General features: G+C 53.0%; 23 protein-coding genes, 1 rRNA gene and 1 riboswitch. Of the genes, 14 read left to right on the plus strand and 10 right to left on the minus strand.

Annotated elements, in window-relative coordinates:
* The 6 genes from rrf to G544_RS0117340 all read left to right on the plus strand — a co-directional run.
* Nucleotides 1-104: ribosomal RNA gene (gene rrf, locus G544_RS0117315) — 5S ribosomal RNA — on the plus strand; the annotation flags it as partial.
* A gap of 235 nt (nt 105-339) precedes the next feature.
* Complete coding sequence (gene metA, locus G544_RS0117320; RefSeq protein WP_027275762.1) at nt 340-1,269, plus strand: homoserine O-acetyltransferase MetA; 930 nt, start codon at nt 340-342, stop codon at nt 1,267-1,269.
* 66 nt (nt 1,270-1,335) lie between these two features.
* The gene (metH, locus tag G544_RS0117325) at nt 1,336-5,019 is read left to right on the plus strand and encodes a methionine synthase (protein ID WP_027275763.1); all 3,684 of its coding nucleotides are present in this window, start codon (nt 1,336-1,338) and stop codon (nt 5,017-5,019) included.
* A 151-nt stretch (nt 5,020-5,170) separates the two neighbouring features.
* On the plus strand, nt 5,171-5,434 hold the full coding sequence (locus tag G544_RS0117330; protein WP_373876290.1) for an ArsR/SmtB family transcription factor: 264 nt from the start codon (nt 5,171-5,173) through the stop codon (nt 5,432-5,434).
* On the plus strand, nt 5,431-5,865 hold the full coding sequence (locus tag G544_RS0117335) for a YeeE/YedE family protein (protein WP_027275765.1): 435 nt from the start codon (nt 5,431-5,433) through the stop codon (nt 5,863-5,865). Before G544_RS0117330 ends, G544_RS0117335 begins: the two co-directional genes overlap by 4 nt.
* Nucleotides 5,866-5,868: 3 nt before the next feature.
* A complete protein-coding gene (locus G544_RS0117340; RefSeq protein ID WP_027275766.1) occupies nt 5,869-6,306 on the plus strand; it encodes a DUF6691 family protein in 438 nt (145 codons plus the stop codon).
* Between the two features lie 23 nt (nt 6,307-6,329).
* Here G544_RS0117340 and G544_RS0117345 read toward each other — a convergent pair whose 3' ends face one another.
* The 4 genes from G544_RS0117345 to G544_RS0117365 all read right to left on the minus strand — a co-directional run bounded on the left by G544_RS0117345 (nt 6,330) and on the right by G544_RS0117365 (nt 11,730).
* Nucleotides 6,330-7,784 carry a DASS family sodium-coupled anion symporter gene (locus G544_RS0117345; RefSeq protein WP_027275767.1) on the minus strand — a complete coding sequence of 485 codons (1,455 nt, stop codon included), beginning with the start codon at nt 7,782-7,784 and terminating at the stop codon, nt 6,330-6,332.
* Nucleotides 7,785-7,975: 191 nt separating this feature from the next.
* Nucleotides 7,976-8,908 carry a ketopantoate/pantoate/pantothenate transporter PanS gene (gene panS, locus G544_RS0117350; RefSeq protein ID WP_027275768.1) on the minus strand — a complete coding sequence of 311 codons (933 nt, stop codon included), beginning with the start codon at nt 8,906-8,908 and terminating at the stop codon, nt 7,976-7,978.
* Between the two features lie 162 nt (nt 8,909-9,070).
* Nucleotides 9,071-10,423: a lysine-sensitive aspartokinase 3 gene (gene lysC / locus G544_RS0117355; RefSeq protein ID WP_027275769.1), complete on the minus strand. Its 1,353-nt coding sequence runs from the start codon at nt 10,421-10,423 to the stop codon at nt 9,071-9,073.
* A 112-nt stretch (nt 10,424-10,535) separates the two neighbouring features.
* Nucleotides 10,536-10,783: riboswitch (Lysine riboswitch) on the minus strand.
* Between the two features lie 308 nt (nt 10,784-11,091).
* On the minus strand, nt 11,092-11,730 hold the full coding sequence (locus tag G544_RS0117365; protein ID WP_027275771.1) for an NAD(P)-dependent oxidoreductase: 639 nt from the start codon (nt 11,728-11,730) through the stop codon (nt 11,092-11,094).
* Nucleotides 11,731-11,860: 130 nt separating this feature from the next.
* On the opposite strand from G544_RS0117365, the gene G544_RS0117370 reads away from it, so the two are divergent.
* The 5 genes from G544_RS0117370 to ubiA all read left to right on the plus strand — a co-directional run bounded on the left by G544_RS0117370 (nt 11,861) and on the right by ubiA (nt 16,623).
* Nucleotides 11,861-12,775 (plus strand): LysR family transcriptional regulator, encoded by a 915-nt coding sequence (locus tag G544_RS0117370; protein ID WP_027275772.1) that lies wholly within the window; start codon nt 11,861-11,863, stop codon nt 12,773-12,775.
* Between the two features lie 190 nt (nt 12,776-12,965).
* Nucleotides 12,966-14,609 (plus strand): glucose-6-phosphate isomerase, encoded by a 1,644-nt coding sequence (pgi, locus tag G544_RS0117375; RefSeq protein WP_027275773.1) that lies wholly within the window; start codon nt 12,966-12,968, stop codon nt 14,607-14,609.
* Between the two features lie 67 nt (nt 14,610-14,676).
* The gene (gene psiE, locus G544_RS0117380; protein ID WP_027275774.1) at nt 14,677-15,087 is read left to right on the plus strand and encodes a phosphate-starvation-inducible protein PsiE; all 411 of its coding nucleotides are present in this window, start codon (nt 14,677-14,679) and stop codon (nt 15,085-15,087) included.
* 159 nt (nt 15,088-15,246) lie between these two features.
* Nucleotides 15,247-15,750: a chorismate lyase gene (gene ubiC, locus G544_RS0117385; RefSeq protein ID WP_027275775.1), complete on the plus strand. Its 504-nt coding sequence runs from the start codon at nt 15,247-15,249 to the stop codon at nt 15,748-15,750.
* A 12-nt stretch (nt 15,751-15,762) separates the two neighbouring features.
* On the plus strand, nt 15,763-16,623 hold the full coding sequence (ubiA, locus tag G544_RS0117390; RefSeq protein WP_027275776.1) for a 4-hydroxybenzoate octaprenyltransferase: 861 nt from the start codon (nt 15,763-15,765) through the stop codon (nt 16,621-16,623).
* A 72-nt stretch (nt 16,624-16,695) separates the two neighbouring features.
* Here the strand turns inward: ubiA and plsB are convergent, their stop codons facing one another.
* Nucleotides 16,696-19,149: a glycerol-3-phosphate 1-O-acyltransferase PlsB gene (gene plsB / locus G544_RS0117395; RefSeq protein ID WP_027275777.1), complete on the minus strand. Its 2,454-nt coding sequence runs from the start codon at nt 19,147-19,149 to the stop codon at nt 16,696-16,698.
* 125 nt (nt 19,150-19,274) lie between these two features.
* Between plsB and G544_RS0117400 the strand changes: the two genes are divergently transcribed.
* A complete protein-coding gene (locus G544_RS0117400) occupies nt 19,275-19,649 on the plus strand; it encodes a diacylglycerol kinase (protein ID WP_027275778.1) in 375 nt (124 codons plus the stop codon).
* 39 nt (nt 19,650-19,688) lie between these two features.
* On the opposite strand, the gene G544_RS0117405 is transcribed toward G544_RS0117400, so the two are convergent.
* Entirely contained in the window at nt 19,689-20,087 is a 399-nt protein-coding gene (locus G544_RS0117405; protein WP_027275779.1) for a hypothetical protein, read from the minus strand.
* Between the two features lie 741 nt (nt 20,088-20,828).
* On the opposite strand from G544_RS0117405, the gene lexA reads away from it, so the two are divergent.
* The gene (gene lexA / locus G544_RS0117410; RefSeq protein ID WP_027275780.1) at nt 20,829-21,443 is read left to right on the plus strand and encodes a transcriptional repressor LexA; all 615 of its coding nucleotides are present in this window, start codon (nt 20,829-20,831) and stop codon (nt 21,441-21,443) included.
* Nucleotides 21,444-21,577: 134 nt separating this feature from the next.
* Here lexA and zur read toward each other — a convergent pair whose 3' ends face one another.
* Nucleotides 21,578-22,033 carry a zinc uptake transcriptional repressor Zur gene (zur, locus tag G544_RS20905; RefSeq protein ID WP_051155817.1) on the minus strand — a complete coding sequence of 152 codons (456 nt, stop codon included), beginning with the start codon at nt 22,031-22,033 and terminating at the stop codon, nt 21,578-21,580.
* A gap of 244 nt (nt 22,034-22,277) precedes the next feature.
* Here zur and dusA point away from each other — a divergent pair, with 244 nt between their 5' ends.
* Nucleotides 22,278-23,261, plus strand: coding sequence for a tRNA dihydrouridine(20/20a) synthase DusA (gene dusA / locus G544_RS0117420; RefSeq protein ID WP_036024456.1), 984 nt, complete (start codon nt 22,278-22,280; stop codon nt 23,259-23,261).
* A 72-nt stretch (nt 23,262-23,333) separates the two neighbouring features.
* On the opposite strand, the gene G544_RS0117425 is transcribed toward dusA, so the two are convergent.
* The 3 genes from G544_RS0117425 to G544_RS21845 form a co-directional block, all read right to left on the minus strand.
* Nucleotides 23,334-24,305, minus strand: a complete 972-nt coding sequence (locus tag G544_RS0117425; RefSeq protein WP_027275782.1) for an aldo/keto reductase — start codon at nt 24,303-24,305, stop codon at nt 23,334-23,336.
* On the minus strand, nt 24,302-24,679 hold the full coding sequence (locus G544_RS20910) for a MerR family transcriptional regulator (RefSeq protein ID WP_051155818.1): 378 nt from the start codon (nt 24,677-24,679) through the stop codon (nt 24,302-24,304). The genes G544_RS0117425 and G544_RS20910 overlap by 4 nt, the downstream gene beginning before the upstream one ends.
* 236 nt (nt 24,680-24,915) lie before the next feature.
* Nucleotides 24,916-25,113: tail fiber assembly protein (locus G544_RS21845; RefSeq protein ID WP_027275783.1), on the minus strand; the 198-nt coding region annotated here is incomplete at its 5' end.

Genomic DNA, 25,113 nt, shown 5'->3' on the forward strand with positions numbered 1-25,113 from the left:
AGCGCGGTGGTCCCACCTGACCCCATGCCGAACTCAGAAGTGAAACGCCGTAGCGCCGATGGTAGTGTGGGGCTTCCCCATGCGAGAGTAGGGAACTGCCAGGCTTTTAATTAGAAGAGGCCACTCGAAAGAGTGGCCTTTTTGCGTTTGTTATCACTGAAAATTAGGATGAGAATAGAGAGAGGCCGCTGATACAGCGGCCTTTTTGCTTTTTAACATCGGAGAAAATAGAACGATGGAAGCGTTTTGACTCTCGACAGCCGGTTTAAAAGACGCTATCTTTAGCGGTATAGAAGTCTAAATGTATAAACGTATAAATGGATATTTGAGGATCTAGTAATGCCAATTCGTATTCCTGATGAACTTCCCGCCGTTAACGTATTGCGTGATGAGAACGTCTTCGTGATGGAGTCTTCACGCGCAAGCCATCAGGACATTCGTCCGCTAAAGATTTTGATCCTCAACCTGATGCCGAAAAAGATTGAGACCGAAAATCAGTTCCTGCGCCTGCTCTCTAACTCTTCACTGCAGTTGGATATTCAACTGCTAAGAATTGATAACCATGAGTCTAAAAATACGCCTGCCGAGCATTTAGATAGCTTTTACTGTAACTTCGAAGACATTCGCGATCAGAACTTTGACGGCCTGATCGTGACCGGCGCGCCGTTGGGATTGGTTGAGTTTAAGGACGTCTCTTATTGGGACGAGATTGAGCGGATTACGCTTTGGGCCAAGGATCACGTGACTTCGACGCTGTTCGTGTGTTGGGCGGTACAGGCGGCGTTAAATATCCTCTACGACATTCCTAAAATTACCATGTCTGAAAAGCTGTCCGGGGTCTACTGGCATACAGTGACTCAGCCGTTGGCGTTGCTTACCCGCGGGTTTGACGACCGCTTTCTTGCCCCTCACTCTCGCTATGCGGGGTTCCCTACGGAAGCGATTCGTCAACATACGGATCTGGATATTTACGCGGAGTCTGAACAAACCGGCGCTTATCTGTTCGCCAGCCGGGATCGCCGCTTTGCTTTTGTTACAGGGCATCCTGAGTATGACGCCCACACGCTATCCGCGGAGTATTTTCGCGATCTGAATGCCGGGATAAACCCCGCGATGCCCGTCAATTACTTCCCTAATGATGACATTGGGTCGGCGCCTAAAGCTACGTGGCGTAGCCACGGGTATCTGCTGTTCAACAACTGGTTGAACTACTTTGTGTATCAGAGAACGCCGTATGACTTAAGCCAGATGAATCCGACAATGGATTAGTTTTTCATTGGCGATAAGCGGATTATTATTAGGTTTGAAACAATTAATTCATCGTTAGAGGTCATTTTGGCAAATCATACTGAGGCGTTAACGCAACAACTGTCAAAGCGTATTCTTATTTTAGACGGCGGCATGGGCACCATGATCCAAAGCTATCGTCTTGAAGAAGAGGACTATCGGGGAGAGCGATTTGCCGATTGGCCGTGCGATCTGAAAGGAAATAACGACCTGTTGGTTTTGACCAAGCCAGAGGTTATTTCCGCCATTCATAACGCTTACCTTGAAGCGGGCGCGGATATTCTTGAAACAAACACCTTTAACGCTACGGCTATCGCTATGGCCGACTATCAGATGGAATCCCTGTCGGCTGAAATCAACTATGAAGGCGCTCGTCTGGCGCGCGCCTGTGCCGATGCCTGGACGGCTAAAACGCCCGACAAACCTCGATACGTCGCCGGTATTTTAGGACCAACTAACCGAACGGCCTCCATTTCGCCTAACGTTAACGACCCTGCGTTTCGTAATGTGACGTTTGATGGGCTGGTTGAGGCCTATACCGAGTCGACGACGGCGCTGATTCAGGGCGGCGTTGATCTCATCATGATCGAAACCATATTCGATACGTTGAACGCCAAAGCCGCCATTTTCGCCGTAGAAAGCGTTTTTGAGACTCTCGGCGTACGTTTGCCCGTCATGATATCCGGGACAATTACCGATGCATCCGGCCGCACGCTGTCGGGGCAGACGACAGAAGCGTTTTATAACTCCCTGCGCCACGTAAAGCCGCTCTCTTTTGGCCTGAACTGCGCTCTTGGGCCGGAGGAACTCCGTCAATACGTGGCTGAACTGTCCCGCATTGCCGAATGCTTTGTTTCCGTTCACCCCAACGCCGGTTTGCCGAACGCCTTTGGCGGTTACGATCTGGAGCCTGACGCTATGGCTGCGCAGATCGCAGAGTGGGCCGGCTCCGGCCTGGTGAATATCGTCGGCGGCTGCTGCGGCACCACCCCCGCCCACATCGCGGCGATTGCGAGGGCAGTGGCCGATATTTCTCCCCGTACGATACCAGTCATTCCCGTATCCTGTCGCCTGTCAGGACTTGAGCCGCTCAATATCAGCGATTCCTCGCTGTTTGTGAACGTAGGTGAGCGAACTAACGTGACGGGATCGGCGAAATTTAAAAGGCTGATAAAAGAAGATAAGTATTCAGAGGCGCTGGAAGTTGCGCTTCAACAGGTTGAAAACGGCGCCCAGATTATCGATATCAATATGGATGAAGGGATGCTGGACGCCGAAGCGGCGATGGTACGTTTCCTGAACCTGATTGCCGGCGAGCCAGACATCGCACGCGTGCCTATTATGATTGACTCTTCCAAGTGGGAAGTTATTGAGAAAGGGCTTAAGTGCATTCAGGGTAAAGGGATCGTCAACTCTATCTCGATGAAAGAGGGCGAAGAGAAATTTATCCATCAGGCTAAGCTGGTACGCCGCTACGGTGCGGCGATGGTCGTGATGGCCTTTGACGAGCAGGGGCAGGCCGATACCCGAGCGCGTAAAATCGAAATCTGTCGCCGAGCCTATCGCATTTTAACGGAGGTTGTCGGTTTTCCTCCTGAAGACATTATTTTTGACCCGAACATTTTCGCCATTGCGACCGGCATCGAGGAACACAATAACTATGCCCTCGACTTTATCGAAGTCTGTGCCGACATTAAGGCCAAGCTTCCCCATGCGCTGATTTCCGGCGGTGTTTCTAACGTTTCGTTCTCATTTCGCGGCAACGATCCGGTGCGCGAGGCTATTCACGCCGTCTTTCTGTATTACGCCATAAAAAACGGTATGGATATGGGCATCGTCAATGCAGGCCAGCTGGCCATCTATGACGACTTACCCACCGAGTTAAAAGACGCGGTAGAGGACGTGGTGTTAAACCGTCGCCCAGACGGAACGGAGCGCCTGCTGGCGCTGGCGGAAAAATACCGCGGGAGCGCGGGTGATGAAGAGTCAAACCGGCAGCAGGCAGAGTGGCGCCAGTGGCCGGTAAACAAGCGGCTCGAATATGCCTTGGTGAAAGGCATTACGGAGTTTATTGAGACCGACACCGAAGAGGCCCGTCAACAGGCTACGCTTCCTTTAGAGGTGATTGAAGGGCCGCTGATGGCAGGAATGAACACCGTCGGCGATCTGTTTGGCGAAGGAAAAATGTTCCTGCCGCAGGTTGTGAAATCCGCTCGCGTGATGAAGCAGGCCGTCGCCTATCTTGAACCCTACATTGAGGCCAGCAAGCAGAAGGGCGCAACGGCGGGTAAAATCCTGCTGGCGACCGTGAAGGGCGACGTGCACGATATTGGTAAGAACATCGTCGGCGTCGTTTTGCAGTGCAATAACTACGAGATTATCGATCTTGGCGTTATGGTGCCGACGGAGAAGATCCTGAAAACCGCCCGCGAAGAGAACGTTGATATTATCGGTCTGTCCGGGCTGATAACGCCGTCGCTGGATGAAATGGTTAACGTAGCTAAAGAGATGGAGCGGCAGGGATTCACGCTGCCGCTGCTGATTGGCGGCGCGACGACCTCTAAGGCTCACACCGCCGTCAAGATTGAGCAAAACTACAGCGGGCCGACGGTCTACGTGCAAAACGCATCGCGAAGCGTTGGCGTTTGTTCTGCGTTGCTTTCTGACGCTCAGCGTGATGACTTTGTGGCAAGAACGCGTAAAGAGTATGAAACCGTCAGGCTTCAGCATGGGCGTAAAAAGCCGAGGACGCCCCCCGTTACGCTGGAGAAGGCCAGAAATAACGGCTGGCAGTGCGACTGGGCTAACTATCTGCCGCCCGTTCCAAAGGCGCTGGGAGTACAAACGGTTGAGGCATCTATCGATACGCTGAGGCGCTACATCGACTGGACGCCATTCTTTATGACCTGGTCGCTGGCGGGCAAGTATCCCCGTATTCTTGAAGATGAGGTGGTCGGTGAAGAAGCCAAGCGTCTGTTTGCCGACGCCAATCAGATGTTAGACAAGCTGGCAGCGGAAAAAGCAATAACGCCGCGCGGCATTTTGGGGCTCTTCCCCGCGAACCGCGTAGGCGACGACGTTGAAATTTATGCAGATGGAGATCGACGCGACGTATCGGTCGTTAGCCACCATCTGCGGCAACAAACGGAAAAAACGGATTTTCCCAACTACTGCCTGTCTGACTTTATTGCGCCAAAAGAGAGTGGCGTAGCGGACTATGTCGGCGCGTTTGCCGTTACCGGCGGCCTTGAGGAAGACGCTCTGGCGCAGGCCTATGAAACGGCGCATGACGACTATAACAAGATCATGGTGAAGGCGCTGGCGGACAGGCTGGCAGAGGCGTTTGCTGAATATCTACACGAGCGGGTGCGCAAAGAGATATGGGGATACGCGCCGGATGAGTCGCTGAGCAACGAAGAGCTGATCCGCGAAAACTATTGCGGTATTCGGCCGGCGCCCGGCTATGCCGCCTGCCCGGAGCATACCGAGAAAGCCGCTATCTGGCAGCTGCTGTCGGTGGAAGAGCGTATCGGCATGAAGCTGACGGAGTCTTACGCCATGTGGCCTGGCGCATCGGTATCCGGTTGGTATTTTAGCCACCCGGAGAGTAAATATTTCGCGGTAGCGCAGATCCAACGCGATCAGGTTGAGGACTATGCCGCGCGTAAGGGCATGAGCATATCGGATACCGAACGTTGGTTAGCGCCCAATTTGGGATACGATGCGGATTAAACTTTCTCGCTGACTGGCAAAGCATACGTTATCAGACTATATATTATATAAATTTATATAATGTTATCACTGAGAGAAACGTATGCCGGAAAATACCTCACTTTCCTACCTTGACGCCATAAGGGAGGCCGCCTCTCAGGTTGCCTCCCTTATGCGCACTTTGTCGAATGAAGACCGACTGATGATTCTTTGCCGTCTAAGCCAGGGAGCGCTTTCCGTTAGCGAACTGGAAGAAGGCCTGGACATTCGTCAGCCGACGTTATCGCAACAGCTCACCGTATTGCGTAACGGGGGCGCGGTTGAAACGCGCCGCGAAGGCAAGCGCATATACTATTCGGTCTCTGACGCAAGGGTGTTGACGCTTTTGGATACCCTCTACGCTCTTTACTGTCCTCAGCCGAAGGAGGAAATGTGAACATAGCATGGGAGTCATTTACGCCAGCCTCATCGCTAGCAGGTGGTGCGCTAATAGGCATCGCCGCCGCGCTTTTGTTGCTTTTTAACGGGCGCATTGCCGGGATCAGCGGGATCCTGGCGGGCATACTGCGCGGAGAAAGAAGGGAAGCGCCTTGGCGGGTGATGTTTATTTTGGGAATGCTTGCCGCTCCGTCTTTATATGGCCTGCTGTTTACGCTGCCGAAAATAGAGATTGCCGCGAGCGTGCCCGAACTGATTGTTGCCGGCCTGCTGGTGGGGCTCGGTACGCGATATGGTTCCGGGTGCACCAGCGGCCACGGCGTTTGCGGCCTGTCTCGCCTCTCTTTACGCTCTCTGGCGGCTACGCTGACTTTTATCTTTACCGGCGCCATGACCGTATTTGTTCTCAATCCTTTGTCCGGAGGATAAAAGATGAAGAGCTTCTTTGCTTTTATCAGCGGCCTGATTTTTGGCCTGGGGATTTTGCTGTCCGGTATGATAAACCCGACGAAAGTGCTCTCTTTCCTCGACGTTACTCGCATATGGGACCCCTCTTTAGCGATAGTCATGGCAGCGGCCGTTGCCGTCGGCCTTTTGGCCTTTAGCTGGGGGAAACTGCGTGAGTCAGCATTACTCGGCGGCGCAATTCAGTGGCCGACGGCGCGGGGAATTGATAGCCGTCTTATTGGCGGTAGCGCGCTGTTTGGCATTGGCTGGGGGATTGCCGGAATTTGCCCGGGACCGGGCGTAGTTTTACTCGGCGTTGGTTCGCCAAAAGGGTATATATTCGTTGCCGCGATGGCTATGGGCGCGCTGATTTATCAGGAAATAGAAAAGCGTCGAGTGGGGAATCGAACGAAAAAGCGATAGCCCGAAGGCTATCGCTCTTATGGTTAGTAGAGACCGATGATTTTCCACCAGGCCAGACCCAGAACCAGGAAAATTGCCTGGTTTATGAGGCTGACGACGAAGCCCACTTTCCACCAGGTACCGGTAGGCACGTAGCCTGCGCCGAACAGAATCGGCCCGCGGGCGTGAGAGTACTGTGTCAAAGAGCAGTAAAGGCTGCTGGTGAAGGCCAACATCAGAGCCATCGGCGCAGCGGGGATGTGCAGATTGATGCCTACGCCCAGGAACACGGCGTACAGTGCCGCAATTTGTGCGTTACCGCTGGCAAAGAAATAGTGGGTATAAAAATAGGCCGCATTCAGCATCAGCAGCACCAGGATCCAGCTGCTGTCGCCCATCACCATACCGACGTATTTGCCGATCTCACCGCCGAACCAGGTAGTAAAGCCCAAGGCTTTTAACTGGTCGGCCATCATCAGCAGAGCGGCGAACCAGATAAGCGTATCCCACGCGCCTTTCTCGCTTTTTACGTCTTCCCACGTCAATACGCCGGTAAGCAGCAGGAAAGAGAGGCCGACGAAGGAGGCGGTGGTTGCGTCAACGCCAAGGGGGCCGCCGAAAATCCACAAAACCAGCAATAGAACGACGGTTATGCCCATGATCCATTCACTGCGCGTCATCTTGCCCATTTTGGCCAGCTCGGTTTTCGCAAGCTTCGGGGCGTCTGGCGTATGCTTGATTTCCGGTTTGGTCAGCCAGTACACCAGCAGCGGGACAATAATAAGCGATGCCAGACACGGAACGATGGCAGCGACGAACCAGCTTCCCCAGGTCAACGTGACACCGGCGTTGGCCGCCAGCTTTATGGCCAGCAGGTTGCCGGTATAGGCCGTCATGAACATGGCGGCAGTGACGTCGTTGACGTTACCAATACAGGTAATCAGGAAGGTACCGATTTTGTTGCGCGATTCATCTTCCGGATTGGAATTGAAGCTGCGCGCCAATGAGTCGGCAATAGGATAAATAACGCCACCGCAGCGGGCGGTGTTGCTTGGCATCGCCGGCGAGAGAATGAGATCGGCGACCGCCAATCCATAGGCCAGCCCCAGCGTTCTTTTTCCCAACAGGCGGATCATTTGCAGCGCGATGCGACGCCCAAGGCCGGTTTTAATAAACCCTCGGGCTATCATAAACGCAACGACGATAAGCCAGATAAGCGAGCTGTTGAGGTCACTTAGGGCAACAAGAATTGCGTCTGAGGCGGTTTTAGAACCGGCTGCATAGGTTAAGGCAAAAACGGTAATGCCGATAAGGCCGACGGCGCCGATGGGCAGCACCTTGGCGACGATACAGGCAATGGTAGCAATAAATACGATGGCCGAATGCCAGGCGTGTACGCTCAGCCCTTCAGGGGGCGATATGTGCCAAAAGATAGCGGCACAAACGGTAATTATAATGAGCGGAAGCCAATTGACCGGAGAAAGTTTAGTTGAGGCCACAGGACGTCCTTACAGTGAAAGGAAACGAGAAAAGGACAAAGGCATTCACCTTTGTCCATCTTTATTAAGGATAGTCACTTAGTGGGATTTTTTCGTTTAGAGGGTTGTGACTAAATGTAAATATAATTGGGGGTGGTTGTTGGCTCCGAAGTGAGCAATGACGCCTACTCACTTCGGGTAAGTGAAACGCTTCAGCTTTGGCTATTTGTTACACTTTCAGTTGGTTTTCCCTGCCAGTAACCGGCTAACAGCGAACCGGACAGATTGTGCCAGACGGAGAACAGGGCCCCAGGCAGCGCGGCGACGGCGGAGAAGTATTGCGCTCCCAGCGTGGCTGCCAGGCCAGAGTTTTGCATACCGACTTCAATAGCCAGCGTGCGGCAGGTGGATTCATCGAAACCGCACAGCTTGCCGCCCCAGTATCCGCCCAGCAGGCCGATGCCGTTGTGGAGCACTACGGCGATGGCGACCACGAATCCGACGGACGCAATATGGCTCTGGCTCTTGGCCACCACGGCGCTAATGATCGCCAAAATACACATCATCGACAGCGCAGGAAGGAAAGGCTCGATGCGCTTTACAACCTTAGGCAGCGTGTGGTGGATAATCAGGCCCGCGCCAATCGGAATAACGACAATTTGCAAAATGGACATCAGCATGCCCATTACGTCGACGTTAATAGAGGCGTCAACGTACAGATAGGTCAACAGCGGCGTGGCGAAAACGCCGACCAGCGTTGAAACGGAAGATATGGTGACGGAAAGCGCGACGTCTCCGCGAGCCAGGTAAATCATCACGTTAGACGCCGTGCCGCTGGCGACGCTGCCCACTAGAATCATGCCCGCCGCGAGGTCTGCCGGCATGCTAAAAATCTTGGCAAGCATCCAGGCTGCCAGCGGCATAATTAGATAGTGAAGCAGCGTACAGGCAACGACGGGCATCGGGCGAGTGACGACGCGTTTAAAATCGCCGACGTTTAGAGTAACGCCCATAGCGAACATGATAAGCATCAGCAGATAGCTGACGTAGGACGCAATCCCGGTAAAGGCCGACGGCGTGGAATAGGCCGCAATGGACAGTAGGATAGCCCATAGCGGGAACAGGCGTGTAATTTTGGCTAACATATTGTATGTATTTCCTTGGTGGAGACGTGTGTTGTGCTTTATTGGGCGCAGTTCGGCCCTGTTTCTGGTTTTAATTGCGCTATTCGTTTCTTTGAACGCGTTGGTAAAAATAATGGGCAACGTGTGGCGTTGCCCATTTGGCATTATTGCAAAAGAGCTTAATTATTCAAACAGATTACGGTGCAGCGTCTTCACCACGTGCTCGGCATCGTCCCCAGGAACCAGCAGGCAAAGGTTGTGGCTGCTGGCGCCGTAAGAGATCATGCGGATGTTGAACGGTTCCAGTACGCCAAATACCTCTTTACCCACGCCGCGCGCCTGAGCAAGCTGGTTGCCGATAAGCGCCACCAGAGCCAGATTTTCTTCCACTTCGACCCGGCAAAGGGCCGACAGCTCGGTTAACAGCGCGCTGGTCAGTAAACTTGCGCCGCAGGTGGACGAGCCGGCCGTGTCCAGCGTTAGCGCAATGCTGACTTCTGAAGTCGTTATCAGGTCGACGGAGATGTGGTGGTTTGCCAGAATGCTGAAAATTCTCGCCAAGAAGCCGCGTGCATGCAGCATATTCAGGCTGTGAAGCGTCAGCAACGTTTGCTTGCGCCGCAGCGCCAGAGCGCGAAACAGCGGGGGATTGGTGGTTTTGTCGCACACCAGCGTACCGCCGGCGGCGACGTCTTTGCTCGAGCCGACAAAAACCGGGATCCCGTGGCGAACGGCCGGAATAAGCGTGGCCGGATGGAGGATTTTGGCGCCGAAGGTGGCCATTTCCGCCGCTTCTTCAAAGCCGATTTCATCAATACGTTGCGCATTGGGCACGATACGCGGATCGGTGGTGTAAATGCCTGGCACGTCGGTCCAGATGTCTACCCGCTTGGCGTTGAGGGCTTCGCCTAAAAGCGCTGCCGTATAGTCACTGCCGCCGCGACCTAAGGTGGTAGTTCTTCCCTTGCCTTCGCTGCCGATGAAGCCTTGGGTGATCACCAGCGCGCCGGCATTAAGCCTTGGCGCCAGGTGTTCTGCGCACAGTGAAGACAGCGCTCCGACTTCCGGCTCAGCTTTGCCGAAGCGATCGTCGGTTTTCATGACCCGGCGAACGTCGAACCATTCGGCGCTGACGCCGCGGCTTCTTAAAAGCTCGACAAACAGTAGAGTCGACATGAGTTCACCGTGGCTCACCAGTTCGTCCGTCAAAGCGTCGGAGGTAGCAAGGCTTGCCGCTTCGGACAGCGTAGTGATGTTTTCCAGCATCCGGTTGATTTCTTCACGTACGACGGCGGAGTTCGGCAGGGCGTCCAGAATCTGAGACTGAATGGCGCGAATCTGGGCTATCTTTTCAGAACGAAGGTCGGGATTACAGCCGTTGGCAAGGTCAACCAGCAGGTTGGTGACGCCCGCAGATGCCGACAGTACGACGACGCGGACTTCTGAGTTCGACAGAACGATATTGGCGGAGTTGTTCATCGCGTCGGCGTTTGCGACGCTGGTTCCACCAAACTTGGCGATAACGATTTGAGACATGTAAAAATTCCTCGTGTCAGGTGGGGCCGAAATGAGCCCTTAATATTCATCAGCCTTGGCACAAAGGAAGCGCGGTAAACAGGGAGCAGGCGTAGGACGGAAGCACTACGATACACCCAGAAGCGCCCCACCTTGCCTAGAACCTTCCCTGTGATAGCGCATGGGCGCTCACTGTGCGGGTTCTACTTTCCGCAATATGTTTGCGGATTACATTGGTGACAACCCAAGGGATTCAGCCCTTGTGGTCGACGATTTCCCCTTCGGCAGGAAAATCGCCTCGGCGTCATATCCCCTGAAGTGTCTTCTTTGGATGCCGAATCCTCTGACACTCTGCCTGAATGACGCGCCTCTTCTGGCTTACGTACAGAATACGCAAGTAGGCTTTAAGAAATAGCGGGTTATGGCGTCGGTGTCAATGATGCTGCGTTGTTTATCTTTGTTTTTTTAGGAGAAGTTGAATCGGTTTTGGCTGATTTCGGCTTGACCTCCAGCTGAAAGCGTTAAGCAGCCGTACGTTTTCGATATGAGAATCTGGCTTTTACGTGATTTTTACAATTATTAATTAAACTAGGGTGCTAAAGCGTAGGTAGTGAGAAAAACAAATCACCGTCAGTCGGTTTCACAAACGGTGATTTTAATCTTTGATATGAAATAGGAAGAGATGCGTTTTATCCGTTAGATACGGCGGTAAATCGTTGACGTTGGCGTTTCCCCTGTTCCAGTTCATCCACCATCGCAATAGCGTAATCTGCGTAGCTGATGACGCTTTCTCCCTGACCATTAACCAGCAGGCGGTCGCCGCCTACGGTATAACTGCCGGTACGCTTGCCGTCGGCAATAAACATCGCAGCGGGGCTGAAGTAGGTCCAGTTAACGTCTTGGCGGCCTTTCAGCTTGAGAAAGGCTTCTCCCATATTGCTGGCCGTAGGCCTGTAGGCTTCTGGGAAATCAGGGGTATCCATTACGCGCACAGAAAGCGCATCGTCGACGTACAGGCTTCCCGCGCCGCCAACGATAAGGAGACGCGTTTGAGGACGGCCTGCCAGCAGGTCCGCCAGGTGGGCTAACGACGTTTGATGCTGCTCTTCATGCCCGGCCGGCGCATTGAATGCGTCGATGACTGCGTCAAAAGGCTTAAGGTCTTCGGCGGTAATATCAAAAACGCTTTTTTCCAAAACCTCGACCGGCAAATCGGCAACCTTTTCGGCATGTCTGACGACGGCCGTCACCTTGTGTCCTCGGGTTAGCGCTTCTTGTGCGATGAGGCGACCGGCTTTGCCGCCAGCGCCAATGATTGCGATATTCATGATGTTTTCTCTCGTTGTGTATTTTGTGACTAATCGCCCGTTTGTCGTTACCTGAGTTAGCCTATGCTCTTTCCATTGTTTTAAAAATAGAGTATTTGATGATTCTCTGTTGCAAAAAATGAGCGAATCCATGGATCAACTAACTGCGATGAAAGTGTTCGTCGAGGCGGCCGAGCGAGGAAGCCTCACGTCCGCAGCAGAACGTTTGGGGCTGTCGCGGGCGAAAGCTTCCCGCTATCTGGCATTTTTAGAGCATATTCTGGGCGTTCGGCTTTTGCATCGCTCGACTCGAAGCCTTAGCCTGACGAGCGAAGGCGAGCAGGCGCTGGCAGACTGTCGCCAAATGCTGGATGTTCAGGAAAGAATGCTTGCCAAGCGGCACGATCGCGCTTCGGAGCCGAAAGGCGAGCTGCGAATTACCTGCAGCCAGTCTTTTAGCCAGTCCTATTTAGCAAACGTCATTGCCGAGTACGCGCTGCGCTACCCTCAGGTCAGTATCGATATCCAACTGCTGGAGCGCAGCGTAAACCTAGTGGAGGAGCGTATCGATTTAGCTATCCGGATTACCAATACGCTCGATCCGGGAACTATCGCTAAACCTTTGGGCGTTTGCCGCTCCGTTATTTGCGCCTCTCCTGCTTATTTAGACGCAAGAGGACGACCGGATAGCCCACAGGGATTGCTGAACCACGCTTGTTTAATGCATGCGCAGTTTGAAACCCACAGCTGGCGCTTTCAGTCAACGGAGCGCGATGAATGGATAAAGGTGCCGGTGAAAGGGCCGATCCGGGCCAACGACGTTACGGTTCTCAAACAGGCGGCGCTGGCGGGCGTGGGTATCGCCATGCTGCCGACCTATCTGGTTCGAGGTGAAATCGTTTCCGGTGAGCTTGAGGTCGTGCTGGCGGACTGGCCGCTGCCACAGCTCGGTATTCATGCCGTCTATACCTCTCGCCAATATATGCCGGTCGCGCTGCGCACTCTGCTGGACTTTCTGGAGGTAAAGTTCAGCACCGATGCGTTTTGGCAAAATAACGAGGGATAGTGAGGCATAGTAACGGTTTTTTCTCCTATTTCGTGTCTATAATTCAAAGATTGGTAAAACGGCTGAATCCAGCCAGCGTTAATGCGAACGATAGAAAACGACTATCGATGAAAGTCATAATCCCGAAGCGTAAACGGGATACAATCGGCGACGCATAACTTTTTGTTTTATGAATTCAGGGGGATCCACGATGAAGAGCATTAATCCAACGGAAACTGCAGCGTGGCGAGCGCTTGAGGCCCATTTTGACGCAATGAAGGGCATCACCATCGGCGCTCTTTTTGCTCAGGACGGCGAGCGCTTTTCTCGCTTTTCTGCGGAGTTTGAAGACCAAATGCTGGTGGATTTTTCTAAAAACCGCATTACGGATGAAACGCTTTCTCTTTTGAGAGATTTGGCGAAAGAGTGTGATTTAAACGGCGCCATCAAGGCCATGTTTAACGGTGAAAAAATTAACCGTACGGAAGACCGCGCCGTACTGCACGTGGCTTTGCGCAATCGCGCCAATACGCCCGTTCTGGTTGACGGTAAGGACGTCATGCCGGAAGTCAACGCCGTTTTGGAGAAGATGCGTTCGTTTTGCCGCCGCGTTATCGACGGCGAATGGAAAGGATATACCGGGAAGGCGATAACCGACGTGGTAAATATCGGCATCGGCGGCTCCGATCTGGGGCCTTACATGGTCACCGAGGCGCTCCGTCCGTATAAAAACCATCTTAACGTACACTTCGTCTCTAACGTTGACGCTACCCATATTGTTGAAGTTCTGCGAGACCTAAGCCCGGAAACTACGCTGTTCTTAGTGGCGTCAAAAACGTTTACGACGCAGGAAACCATGACCAACGCCCATACCGCGCGAGACTGGTTTTTAAGTTCAGGCAAGCCGGAAGACGTCGCCAAGCACTTTGCGGCGCTGTCGACCAACGCGAAGGCCGTGTCTGAATTTGGTATTGATACCGACAACATGTTTGAGTTCTGGGACTGGGTCGGCGGGCGCTATTCTTTGTGGTCCGCTATCGGCCTGTCGATTGCGCTTTCCATTGGCTTTGAGAATTTTGAAAAGCTGCTGTGCGGCGCTCATGCGATGGATAACCACTTCGCCCGCGCGCCTCTTGCGCAGAACCTGCCGGTTACGCTTGCGCTTATTGGACTGTGGTACGGCAATTTCCACGACGCACAGACGGAAGCCATCCTGCCTTACGATCAGTATATGCACCGCTTTGCCGCCTATTTCCAGCAGGGAAACATGGAGTCCAACGGTAAATATGTCGACCGTAACGGTAAAGCGGTCGGCTACCAAACCGGGCCGATTATCTGGGGCGAGCCGGGTACTAACGGCCAACACGCGTTTTATCAATTGATTCATCAGGGAACCAAGCTGATTCCCTGCGACTTTATCGCGCCGGCCAAGAGCCACAACCCTCTTGGCGATCACCACGCCAAGCTGCTGTCGAACTTCTTTGCCCAAACGGAGGCTCTGGCGTTCGGCAAGTCAGCCGATGAGGTGCGCGCCGAGTTCGCTAAAGCCGGAAAAAGCGCCACTGAGGCCGAGCCAATCGTTCCCTTTAAGGTGTTCGAAGGCAATCGCCCGACCAACTCGATTCTTCTTAAGGAGATTTCTCCCTACAGTTTGGGGGCATTGATCGCGCTTTATGAGCACAAGATTTTCGCACAGGGCGTCATTTTAAATATCTTCAGTTTCGATCAGTGGGGCGTAGAGCTGGGCAAACAGCTGGCCGGCCGCATTTTGCCGGAGCTGGTGGGAGATGAAAAGGTCAGCAGCCATGACGCTTCCACTAACGGTTTGATTAATACCTATAAGCGCTGGCGTTAGTTCGCGCGTATTTAACGGGAGGCCCTGTCCTCCCGTTTAATGACGTATTTTTCTGGGAGTATAGGATATGCCGGATAACGTTAAGCGCGGCGCCTGGGTCGCGAGGGTGCTGCAAACCGTACTGAATATCGGCCTGCTGCTGCTGGGCGTTATTCTCATCGTGTTTCTGGCTAAAGAAACCTACGCGCTGATTCAGGTGCTGTTCATTAACTCTGCGAAGTCATCCAGCTACTTGCTGATTGAAGGCATCGTCATTTACTTCCTGTACTTTGAGTTTATTGCGCTGATCGTCAAATACTTTCAGTCGGGATATCACTTTCCGCTCCGCTATTTTATTTACATCGGCATTACCGCGATCGTCAGGCTTATCATCGTCGATCATAAGGATCCGATGGATACGTTCATCTATGCCTGCGCCATCTTAGTGCTGGTCATCGCTTTGTATCTTGCGAATACCGACAAGCTAAAGCGCGAGTGAAAAACGCCGAATATTGACACAATGTTAAATAATGGTTTGTAGAATACGGCCCACCGTATTTTATGAGGCATATTTTACGCTACAATAGGCGCGTTTTTATCGTCAAAGGCCCCTTGTTCTTATCGTTAAAGGTCGGGGCTAAATGAAGGCGCAAGCACAATGAAACAGACACTCTCCGTACCGCACTGGAAAGAGAGAAACTGGACGTCTCCGCAGTGTGATTCATTAAGCCAGCGGCAGTCCGACTGGCTTTTAGAGCCGGGTTCAATGACCCGCCGATGCGAGCGTTTTTGCCAACGGGTCACGGTGCAGCCCCAGTTCGAGGGCTACGTTACCGCTCCGCGCCTTGGGCGCGAAGAGGCTGAGCTGCCGAAGGACGATCGCTATTGGATTCGTGAAATCTTCCTGTTTGGTGATAATATTCCGTGGATATGGGCGCGCACGGTAGTGCCCGCTCGAACGCTTAGCGGGCCGCTGGCGGACGTAGCCTCTCTTGGCGAAACGCCGTTAGGGCGCTATCTGTTTAGCCATAAAGAGCTTGTGCGGGACTATATTCACGTGTCGTTGGATGACGGTCTCTGGGGCAGACGTTCACGCTTTCGTCTGTCGGGGGGACCGCTGCTGCTGACTGAGATTTTTTTACCGGCGGCGCCGCTATACTGACTGGGGGAGAAGGTGACTCAAACCAAATGGCTGGCATACTGCCGTTTGATGCGTATTAATAAGCCTATTGGCGCTCTTCTGCTGCTTTGGCCGACGCTGTGGGCGCTGTGGCTGGCGGGGAGAGAAACGCCAAGCGTGTCTATTTTGCTGATCTTCGTTGCCGGCGTTTTCTTGATGCGGGCAGCGGGCTGCGTGATCAACGATTTTGCCGACCGCCATTTTGACGGACACGTTGAGCGTACAAGAGCGCGGCCAATGCCGAGCGGTGCGGTGACGGAAAAAGAGAGTAAGGTCCTGTTTTTAGCGCTGGTGACCGTTTCCTTTTTGCTGGTGCTGATGCTCAACCACCTGACCATCGGGCTTTCTTTTGCGGCGCTGCTGTTGGCCTGGATGTATCCTTTCATGAAGCGCTTCACCCATTTCCCTCAGGTTATTTTGGGCGTTGCGTTCGGCTGGTCTATTCCCATGGCCTACGCCGCCGTTAGCAACGCGCTGCCGATGAGCTGTTGGCTGCTGTTGCTGGCAAATATTTTCTGGACGGTAGCGTACGATACGCAGTACGCCATGGTGGATCGTAACGACGATTTGAAAATCGGCATCAAGTCGACGGCTATCCTGTTTGGCCGCTATGACAAACTGATTATCGGCCTGCTGCAGTTTGGAACGCTGCTGTCGCTTTACGCCGTAGGCTATCTTAACCATCTGGGCGGGCCTTTTTACTGGTCGCTGCTGCTGGCGGGAGCGATGTTCGTCTACCAGCAACAGCTGATAGCGGATCGCGAAAGGGACAGGTGTTTTCAGGCGTTTATGAACAATAACTACGTCGGGCTGGTGGTATTTCTGGGCGTTCTGATGGATATCCTGATGCGCTAATTCCCACTTACTGATTAAAAAACGGGCCACAGTGTGAACTGCGGCCCGTTTGCTTTTATTTCCAGATAGCGCTTACTGCGCTTCGGATGAAGACTCGCCGAGAGACTGGCTCACGCTCTCGATGGTCAGGGTCACTTCCGGCGTCATCAGGTGAGTCAGGATGTCGTACATAGACTGCATGTTTTCCGGGATGGCGTCGCCGCTGTCGCTGATATAGCCTGCGCTTCGAAGCGTTGCCACCAGGGTGGAGAACACGGCCTTGTCGAAAAACTCCGGCGCATTGATGCCGTGAAGCACCGACAGACGCTGGGCGAGCTGGCGGCTCTCTTTTTCCAGAACGCCGCGGCTGATGCTGGGGTTATTGCGCAGCAGCGACAGCGTGATGGTATAGCGCTGCAGCGTCTCCCGCACGCCGGCGGCCAGCAGCTGCAGTTGGCGGATCTTGGCGGGGTTTAGCGCCAGTTGGCCGTCGTCGCGCCGTTTGATAAGCGCCTGTCGCAGCAGTTCGTTAATCAGCGTCTCGATAACCTGCGGCAGCTCTTTTTCATCGTAGTGCATGAAGAGTTCGGCCTTCAGCAGCGGATAAATCAGAGACACCTTCTGAACTATCTCTTCACGAGAAACGCTATCGTGATGCATCACGATGCTGGCAATTAGCGACGGCAGCACCAGCATGTGGTGAATGTTGTTACGATAGTAGGTCATCAACACCGCCTGCTCCCGCGGCAGAATGATGATTTCACCGGCGTTGTCTTTCTCAACGTCAAACTTGCTCATCTTCAGCGCGTGCTCCAGCATTTGCTCTGGAGTATCGCTGGGGACGGTGGCGTCCTGCGCGTAAGGCACGTTGCGCAGAAGCTGAACGTAACAGTCAAGCTGCTCGAGTAGCTGTTCGCGGGTCAGCGCGCGCTGGCGAGAAGCGAGTAGCGCGGTGCAGCACAGGTTCATGGCGTTGGCGGCGGCGGCCTTGTTGATGTTGGTCATCAGGCGATCGGCTATCTGATTGACCGCAGGCGTCAACCAGCTTGGGCGCGGCGTTTCGATGGGGTCAATGGCGTCTCGCCAATCGGGCACGTGCTGATTGAGGTAGGTCATCAGGGGGATCGGCTCCCCAAAGTTGACGTATCCCATGCCCAGATTGCGCAGCTTGCGCATCGTACGAACCACTTGCCAGAGGTTTTCCTTTTCCTTCGTTGCGCCGCGCAGTTCTTTGGCGTAAGTGCCCACTTCCATTACGTGCTCATAGCCGATATAGACGGGAACAACGGTAATCGGGCGATTGCCGCCCCGCAGCATGGCCTGGATAGTCATCGACAGCGTGCCGGTTTTGGGCTCAAGCAGGCGACCCGTGCGGGAACGTCCGCCCTCCACAAAATATTCAACGGAATAGCCGCGGCTGAACAGCTCGCCCAAATATTCGCGAAAGACGGTGGAGTAGAGCTTGTTGCCTTTAAAGGTTCGACGAATGAAGAACGCGCCAAGGCGACGGAATATCGGCCCGGCTGGCCAAAAGTTAAGGTTGATGCCGGCAGCGATGTGCGGCGGTACCAGCCCCTGATGATAGAGCACGTAGGACAACAGCAGGTAGTCCATGTGGCTGCGGTGGCTCGGGGCATAAACGATGCCGTGGCCGTCCTGCGCCAGCCTGCGGACGCGCTCGGCGTTGTGGACCTTGATCCCCTGATAGAGGCGGTTCCAGGTCCAGCTCAGTACGCGATCGGTTACGCGCAGCGTTTCGTAAGTAAAGTTGGCGGCTATCTCCTCCATCATCTCGACGGCATTTTGTTTTGCTTTGGAAAGAGGAATTTTTTTGGATGCCGCTTCTTCCTCTACCGCTTTTTCAATCGCTTTAGAGGTCAAGAGCTTGTTGAATAAGTCCTGACGAACGGGAAGCTTCGGACCAGTGGCTGCAAGGCGAAGGCGGGCGAAGTGCATTCGCGCTACGCGGGCCAGCTTCTGGGCGATAGTCTTGTCCGTGCCGTGTTCATCCGCCATGTGGCGCAGCGATACGATGCGGGAGAAGCGAACGAAGCTGTCTCGCCCCAGCCACAGGATGACGAAAAACTTCTGGATGCCGTTAAACAGCCGCAGGCGCGGCGCGTCGTGAGAATCGTGGCCTTCGCGCCCGGGTGAGCGTCCGAACATAACGGAGACCGGCACCATTTGAATATCCAGCTGAGGGTGACTGCGGTGCAGGTCGAGATAGTCATGGAACAACTTCACCGACTCCTCTTTTGGCGCGTAGTAGCTAAATACCCTCGGGCCATCGTGAATGAACACGTAACGAGGAAGCAGCTGGCCGTCCATTTCGAATGGTTCCAGCGGATCGGGCAGTTCCTGCGCCAGGCACTGCCCGCGCAGCGTCAGCAGGTCTGCTTTTGAGTTATAGGGCAGAACGTACAGTATCGGGCGCGTGGTATCCAGCCCCAAATCGGCGACGGGATCGGAAGGGATGCATTTGCTACGAACCAACATTTTTATTGGAATATTCAAGAGTTTATAGTAAAGATTTCGCCAACCGGACATATATAATAAGTGCCTCTTACTGAGTGATGAAACGCAAGAATACCAGAACTGTAAGCAATCTGTGATGATGTGATAACGGATAATTGCTAAAATTGATGATAATTTTTTAAGGAGATGGTGGATAAATGAATCAGGCAACGGGATTAACGCGCATAGTAAAAGCGGCAGGATATTCATGGAAGGGGCTGTGCGCTGCGTGGAAACACGAAGCGGCCTTTCGTCAGGAGAGCGTGCTGCTGGTTGCCGCCGTAGCGGTCGCGCTATGGCTGGACGTATCCACAATTGAACGTATTTTACTGATTGGTTCGGTTGCGCTGATGGTGATTTTTGAACTGATAAATAGTGCAATAGAGGCCGTTGTCGATCGCATCGGCACTGAGCGGCATGAGCTTTCCGGTAGGGCGAAAGATATGGGGTCCGCCGCCGTATTAATTACGGGGCTGTTAGCGCTTTTCGCCTGGGGGAGCATTCTTTATCAGCACTTTTGGGGAGGCGCCTGACGCCTAATAGACGGAAGTTTAACTATTTAACGTCTTTGATTATTCCAGCGCGCGTTCACGTCGAGTGGCGATAGTGGCGATATAGGCAAGGCGTGTAAAGCGGCGTTCCTGTTTTATCTGTTCTGCCAGCCATTTATGAAGGGGATGCGTTTCGTCTGATATATAGTAGATTCGTTCGTCTCCCCAAACTTCATAACTAAAGGCGCCTTCTTCGTCTTTGTAGCTAAAGCTGATAACGACGTGAGAGTGAAGCGTTTTCCAGTCACAGTGCGGACATGCTGCATTTTCTCGCTTTTTTATTTGCTGATATGGCGTCGAGAGATAAAATCGCCTGCTGCAAACGGTACATTGGCACTCTAACGTTTTGGGATTAATAACGCGTATTCCGTCGCAGTTCTTTTTTCCTGTAATAAATGCACCATAACGGATATATTCCATAACGGCATTCCCCATATTAATTAAACCTATAATTATTTATTACCATGTCGTATTGGTTCATTTATAAAAAATAAATACGGTAACCATGGGAATAAACATATGCCTTTGAAAATTAAGCATAACGCCGCGGTAAAGACCTGCTAAAACTTTAATTTTAATAATAAAAAAGGAGGGAGAAAGGGATAAGGCTTTCTCCCATTAAATTGGAAAAGCAGTATTTATTATTACACTAATACAGTTGGAGCATGTAGTCGTGTTTCGTAATTTTGCTACCTTAATAATTCGTTGTCAATTAATTAAGAGGGGAAATTATTTTATTTTGAGAAATAAGTCTCATATAGAGAGAATCTGATGAGTTGTTTTTGTTTTTTTATTTTTTTTGGTTTTTTAGATTGTATTCTTAGTTCTTGTTGATGTTTTTATCTGGCTAATTTGAAATGATGACTCACTTTCTTACATTTCTTCTCCAGATTCAGCCGTCGATACCATCGTAAGCGGCGTTAGCCGAGGCGGATACGGCGTTTTGTATTTTGGAATGCGACGGATTTTTATTCAGCGGTACAAATAATGAACTGAATAATTATCTCTTGCTTCATTTCGTGCCTGAGAACGGCCAGACATTTTTTAATTCTATTTTTCGATACATCTCGTAATTATGCCGTTTAGAGGTTTCCATATGTACAATACCTGTATATACTCACAGCATTACTGTATAAAAAGACAGGCTGAAGGAATCGAGAGATGAAAGCGCTAACCGCCAGGCAGCAACAGATTTATGACATGATTCGCGAGCATATCGGCCAATCCGGCATGCCGCCGACCAGAGCTGAAATTGCCAGAACGCTCGGATTTAAGTCGCCCAATGCGGCTGAAGAGCATCTGAAAGCCATGGCGCGCAAGGGCGTTATTGAAATCGTCACCGGCGCATCCAGAGGCATCAGGCTTCTAATGGAAGAGGTGGAAGAAGCGGGCCTGCCGCTTATTGGCCGCGTGGCTGCGGGAGAGCCTTTGCTTGCTCAGGAACATATTGAAAGCCACTATCGCGTCGATCCGTCGCTGTTTCGTCCACATGCGGACTTTTTGCTGCGGGTAAGCGGAATGTCGATGAAGGACATCGGGATTGTCGACGGCGATCTTCTGGCGGTGCATAAGACCCAGGACGTTCGCAACGGGCAGGTAATCGTTGCGCGCATTGACGATGAGGTGACGGTTAAGCGCCTTAAGAAGCAGGGCAACGTCGTCCACCTTCTGCCGGAGAATGAAGAGTTCGCCCCGATCGTCGTCGATCTGCGCGAACAGAGCTTGACCATTGAAGGCTTGGCCGTTGGCGTTATTCGCAACGGTGACTGGATGTAGCGGATCAAATAGCGTCGCGTCTTGCCGCTATCTCCGGTGAGAATGCTAAGTAAAAAAGCGCCTTATGGCGTTTTTTTACGCCCTGATTTTGGCATCGAAGAAGGATATTGGCTTTATTGTACCAAGCGTAATGGCTATGCGCCGCGCTGGTTACACTGCCCACAGGTACCGTGCGTTTCAAGCACGCTGTGCTGAATGGTGAAGCTGCTTTCGTCCGCCAGCGTTTTGAGCAATCGATCTATGCCTTCGGCATGGTGCTCAGCGACCAGGCCGCAGCTGTCGCAAATAAACAGTGCGGAAGTATGCAACGGTTCGCCGACGTGGTGGCAAACGACGTAGCTATTGGTGGATTCGATCTTGTGGATGAAGCCCTGTTCGAGTAGAAAGTCGAGCGCACGATAGACCGTCGGCGGCTTTGCCTGCGGCTCTGATTCCCGCAGCAGGTCGAGCAGATCGTAAGCGCTGATAGCGTTCGGCTGTTCAGCCATCAGCTGTAAAACCAACTGACGCTGTGGCGTCAGGCGCACAGCCCGCTGTTCGCACAGCTTTTGCACTTTGGCTAACATTGACGCGACGTTGACTGAGGACATCTCACTTCTCTCCCAATAAACAGAAAGCCGATATTACCACGCCTGAGCGAGAACGCCGAGAGGGAGCTTAATGCACTGTGACTTGCCGGATGTAAATCAATAAACCCGGCGCGCTTTCTTTTACGCTTCGGCATTCTCCCTTTTTACCTGTGATATAATCGCCGACCTTCTATCGCGCTTTCAAATGTGGAAAACGCGTTTCGAGCTAACGCAGATTTAAGTTAAGAGAGTGAATCGCATCACGATGGCCAATTTTCCCCCGCACCGCTTTTCCGTTGCTCCTATGTTGGATTGGACTGACCGGCACTGCCGCTACTTCCATCGCCTGCTGACGCGCCAGACGCTGCTGTATACCGAAATGGTGACTACGGGCGCCATTCTGTTTGGTAAGGGGGACTATTTAGGCTATAGCCAGGAAGAGCAGCCGGTTGCGCTACAGCTGGGAGGCAGCGATCCTACCGCGCTGGCGGAGTGCGCAGCGCGTGCGCAAACGCTTGGTTATAGCGAGATTAATTTGAATGCGGGCTGCCCGTCCGATCGCGTTCAAAACGGGCGCTTCGGCGCCTGCCTGATGGCGGAGCCCGAGCTGGTGGCAGACTGCGTTGCGGCGATGAAAGAGGCCGTTAGCGTGCCCGTGACGGTGAAAACGCGAATTGGCATCGACGACAGCGACAGCTACGCCTTTTTGCAGCGCTTTGTTGAGATTGTTTCCGAACGGGGTGGTTGCCAAAGCTTTACGCTGCACGCGCGTAAGGCATGGCTGTCGGGGCTTAGCCCAAAAGAGAACCGGGAGATCCCGCCGCTTGACTATGAACGCGTCTATCGCGTCAAACAGGAGCTTCCTCATCTGACTATTGCGATTAACGGCGGCGTAAAAAGTATAGAAGAAGCTAAGGCGCATCTGGAACACGTCGATGGCGTGATGATGGGGCGTGAGGCCTATCAAAATCCGGGCATTTTGGCGCGGGTTGACGCAGAACTGTTTGGCGAAAACGCCGAGCCGCTTTCACCGATTGCGGTCGTTGAAGCGATGTACCCCTATATCGAGAAAGAGCTCTCTAAAGGGACCTACCTTGGCCATATTACCCGACACATGCTGGGCCTGTTTCAGGGCGTGCCCGGCGCACGGCAGTTTCGGCGCTATTTAAGCGAAAATGCCCATAAGGCGGGGGCGGACGTTGAAGTGCTGCGTCAAGCCTTGACGTTTGTTTCGGGAAAGGACGCCTGACGGCGGGGATATCTGAAAGAGAGGCGGCCTTTTGGCCGCCTTTGTCGTTATTATTACGTCGGTATATTCCGCTTACGCGTGGCCGGCAAGCTCTCTGGGGCGGTAAGAGGCCTCAAGCTCTGCTACCTCCTCTGCTGTCAGGGCAACTGACAGCGAGGCGATGGCGTCGTCCAGATGGTGCGGCTTAGAAGCGCCGACAATAGGCGACGTAATTCCCTGCTTGCCGTGAACCCAGGCCATCGCCACCTGTGCCATCGGGATACCGCGGGCCGCTGCGACGCGCTCTACTGCCGCCACGATGGCGTCTTCTTCTTCCTGATGGTTGTACCACGAATGCGCGGGTGCGTCGGTCGTCGCCCGTAGAGTGGCGCTCTTTCTGGAACCCGTCAACACGCCTCGCGCCAGCGGCGACCACGGCGTTACCGCAATGCCCATTTCCCGACACAGGGGCAGCATTTCCCGCTCTTCCTCTCGGTAGATGAGGTTATAGTGGTTCTGCATGGAAACAAAGCGGGCCAACCCGTAGCGCTCCTGTAAATCCAGCATGCGCATAAACTGCCATGCGTGCATGGAAGATGCGCCGATGTAGCGCGCTTTTCCTGAGCGAACGACGGTGTCGAGCGCCTCTATGGTTTCTTCAATCGGCGTTTCAGGGTCGAAGCGGTGGATGATGTAGAGATCGACATGGTCAGTGCCCAGCCGCTTTAGCGAATTGTCTATGCTTGCAAGGATATGCTTACGCGACAGGCCGCGATCGTTCGGATTATCGCTCATCGGGTTAAACACCTTAGTGGCGAGAACGACGTCGTCTCTGGGAACCATCTTAAGCAGCGTATTGCCCAGCACCTCTTCGCTGGCGCCTTTGGAATACATATCTGCCGTGTCAAAAAAGTTAATGCCGAGGTCCAGCGCCTTTTTTATAAAGGGGCGCGTTTGCTCCTCATTTAATACCCATTCTCGCCACTGCGGGCTGCCGTAGGTCATACAGCCCAGGCAGATGGGGGACACCTTAAGACCGGTTGAGCCAAATCGTACGTATTTCATTTGGGATCTCCTGCTGTGTCAGACATAGGGAGAGAGCAATAGCCCTCGATTTTTTTATCTAGTACGGCGAGACAGTTTTCCAGTTCAAGCATGCGGGCGTGGACGTCATCACGATGCGCTTCCAGTAACGCTCTGCGCTCAGCGATGGTCGCGTCACCCAAGACAACAAGCGATACGTAGCGCCGCATTTGGCGAAGGGGCATACCGGTCGTTCTCATTTTGCCGAGAAACTCCAGTCTTTGAAGCGTCACTTCGTCATAGTCACGCTGCCCTCCGGCGTCGCGATAGACCGGCGGTAACAGCCCGATACGTTCATAGTAGCGCAGCGTATGGGGCGTCAGCCCGACCTTTTTTGCTAATGTGCCGATTTTCATAGGATATTGCCTTCTTGCCGCTGGGTTAATGACTCTAAGGGTTAGAGTGCACTCTAAGTCAAGAAAGAATGTGGCTCTTTGTGTGACGGGTGTAGCGCGCGAAATCTTTTGATACCGATTTAGATTTTATTTGATACCGAACGCGAGTCGTGTGTTTAAAAACATTTGATACTAAAATGGGAATAGAAATCAAAAAAAAACGAGGGAGTAGTCCCTCGTTTGTCGTTGGTTGAAATTCAGCCAGCAATTGGGGGTGTAGGCCACTCAATGTTAGGTGCTTTCGATGTATCTACCCGGTTGAGAAGAACACGATATTTACGCCACTCGGTATACAGTGCTGATTCTTCGTCTGTCGCCATATCAAGATTTACGGCGTCTTTCAAGCGCTCGATTTCAACGTCAGCATTACGTAGCCGCTGGGCTTTTTCCGCTTC

The organism is Leminorella grimontii ATCC 33999 = DSM 5078, assembly GCF_000439085.1.
Classification (GTDB): domain Bacteria; phylum Pseudomonadota; class Gammaproteobacteria; order Enterobacterales; family Enterobacteriaceae; genus Leminorella; species Leminorella grimontii.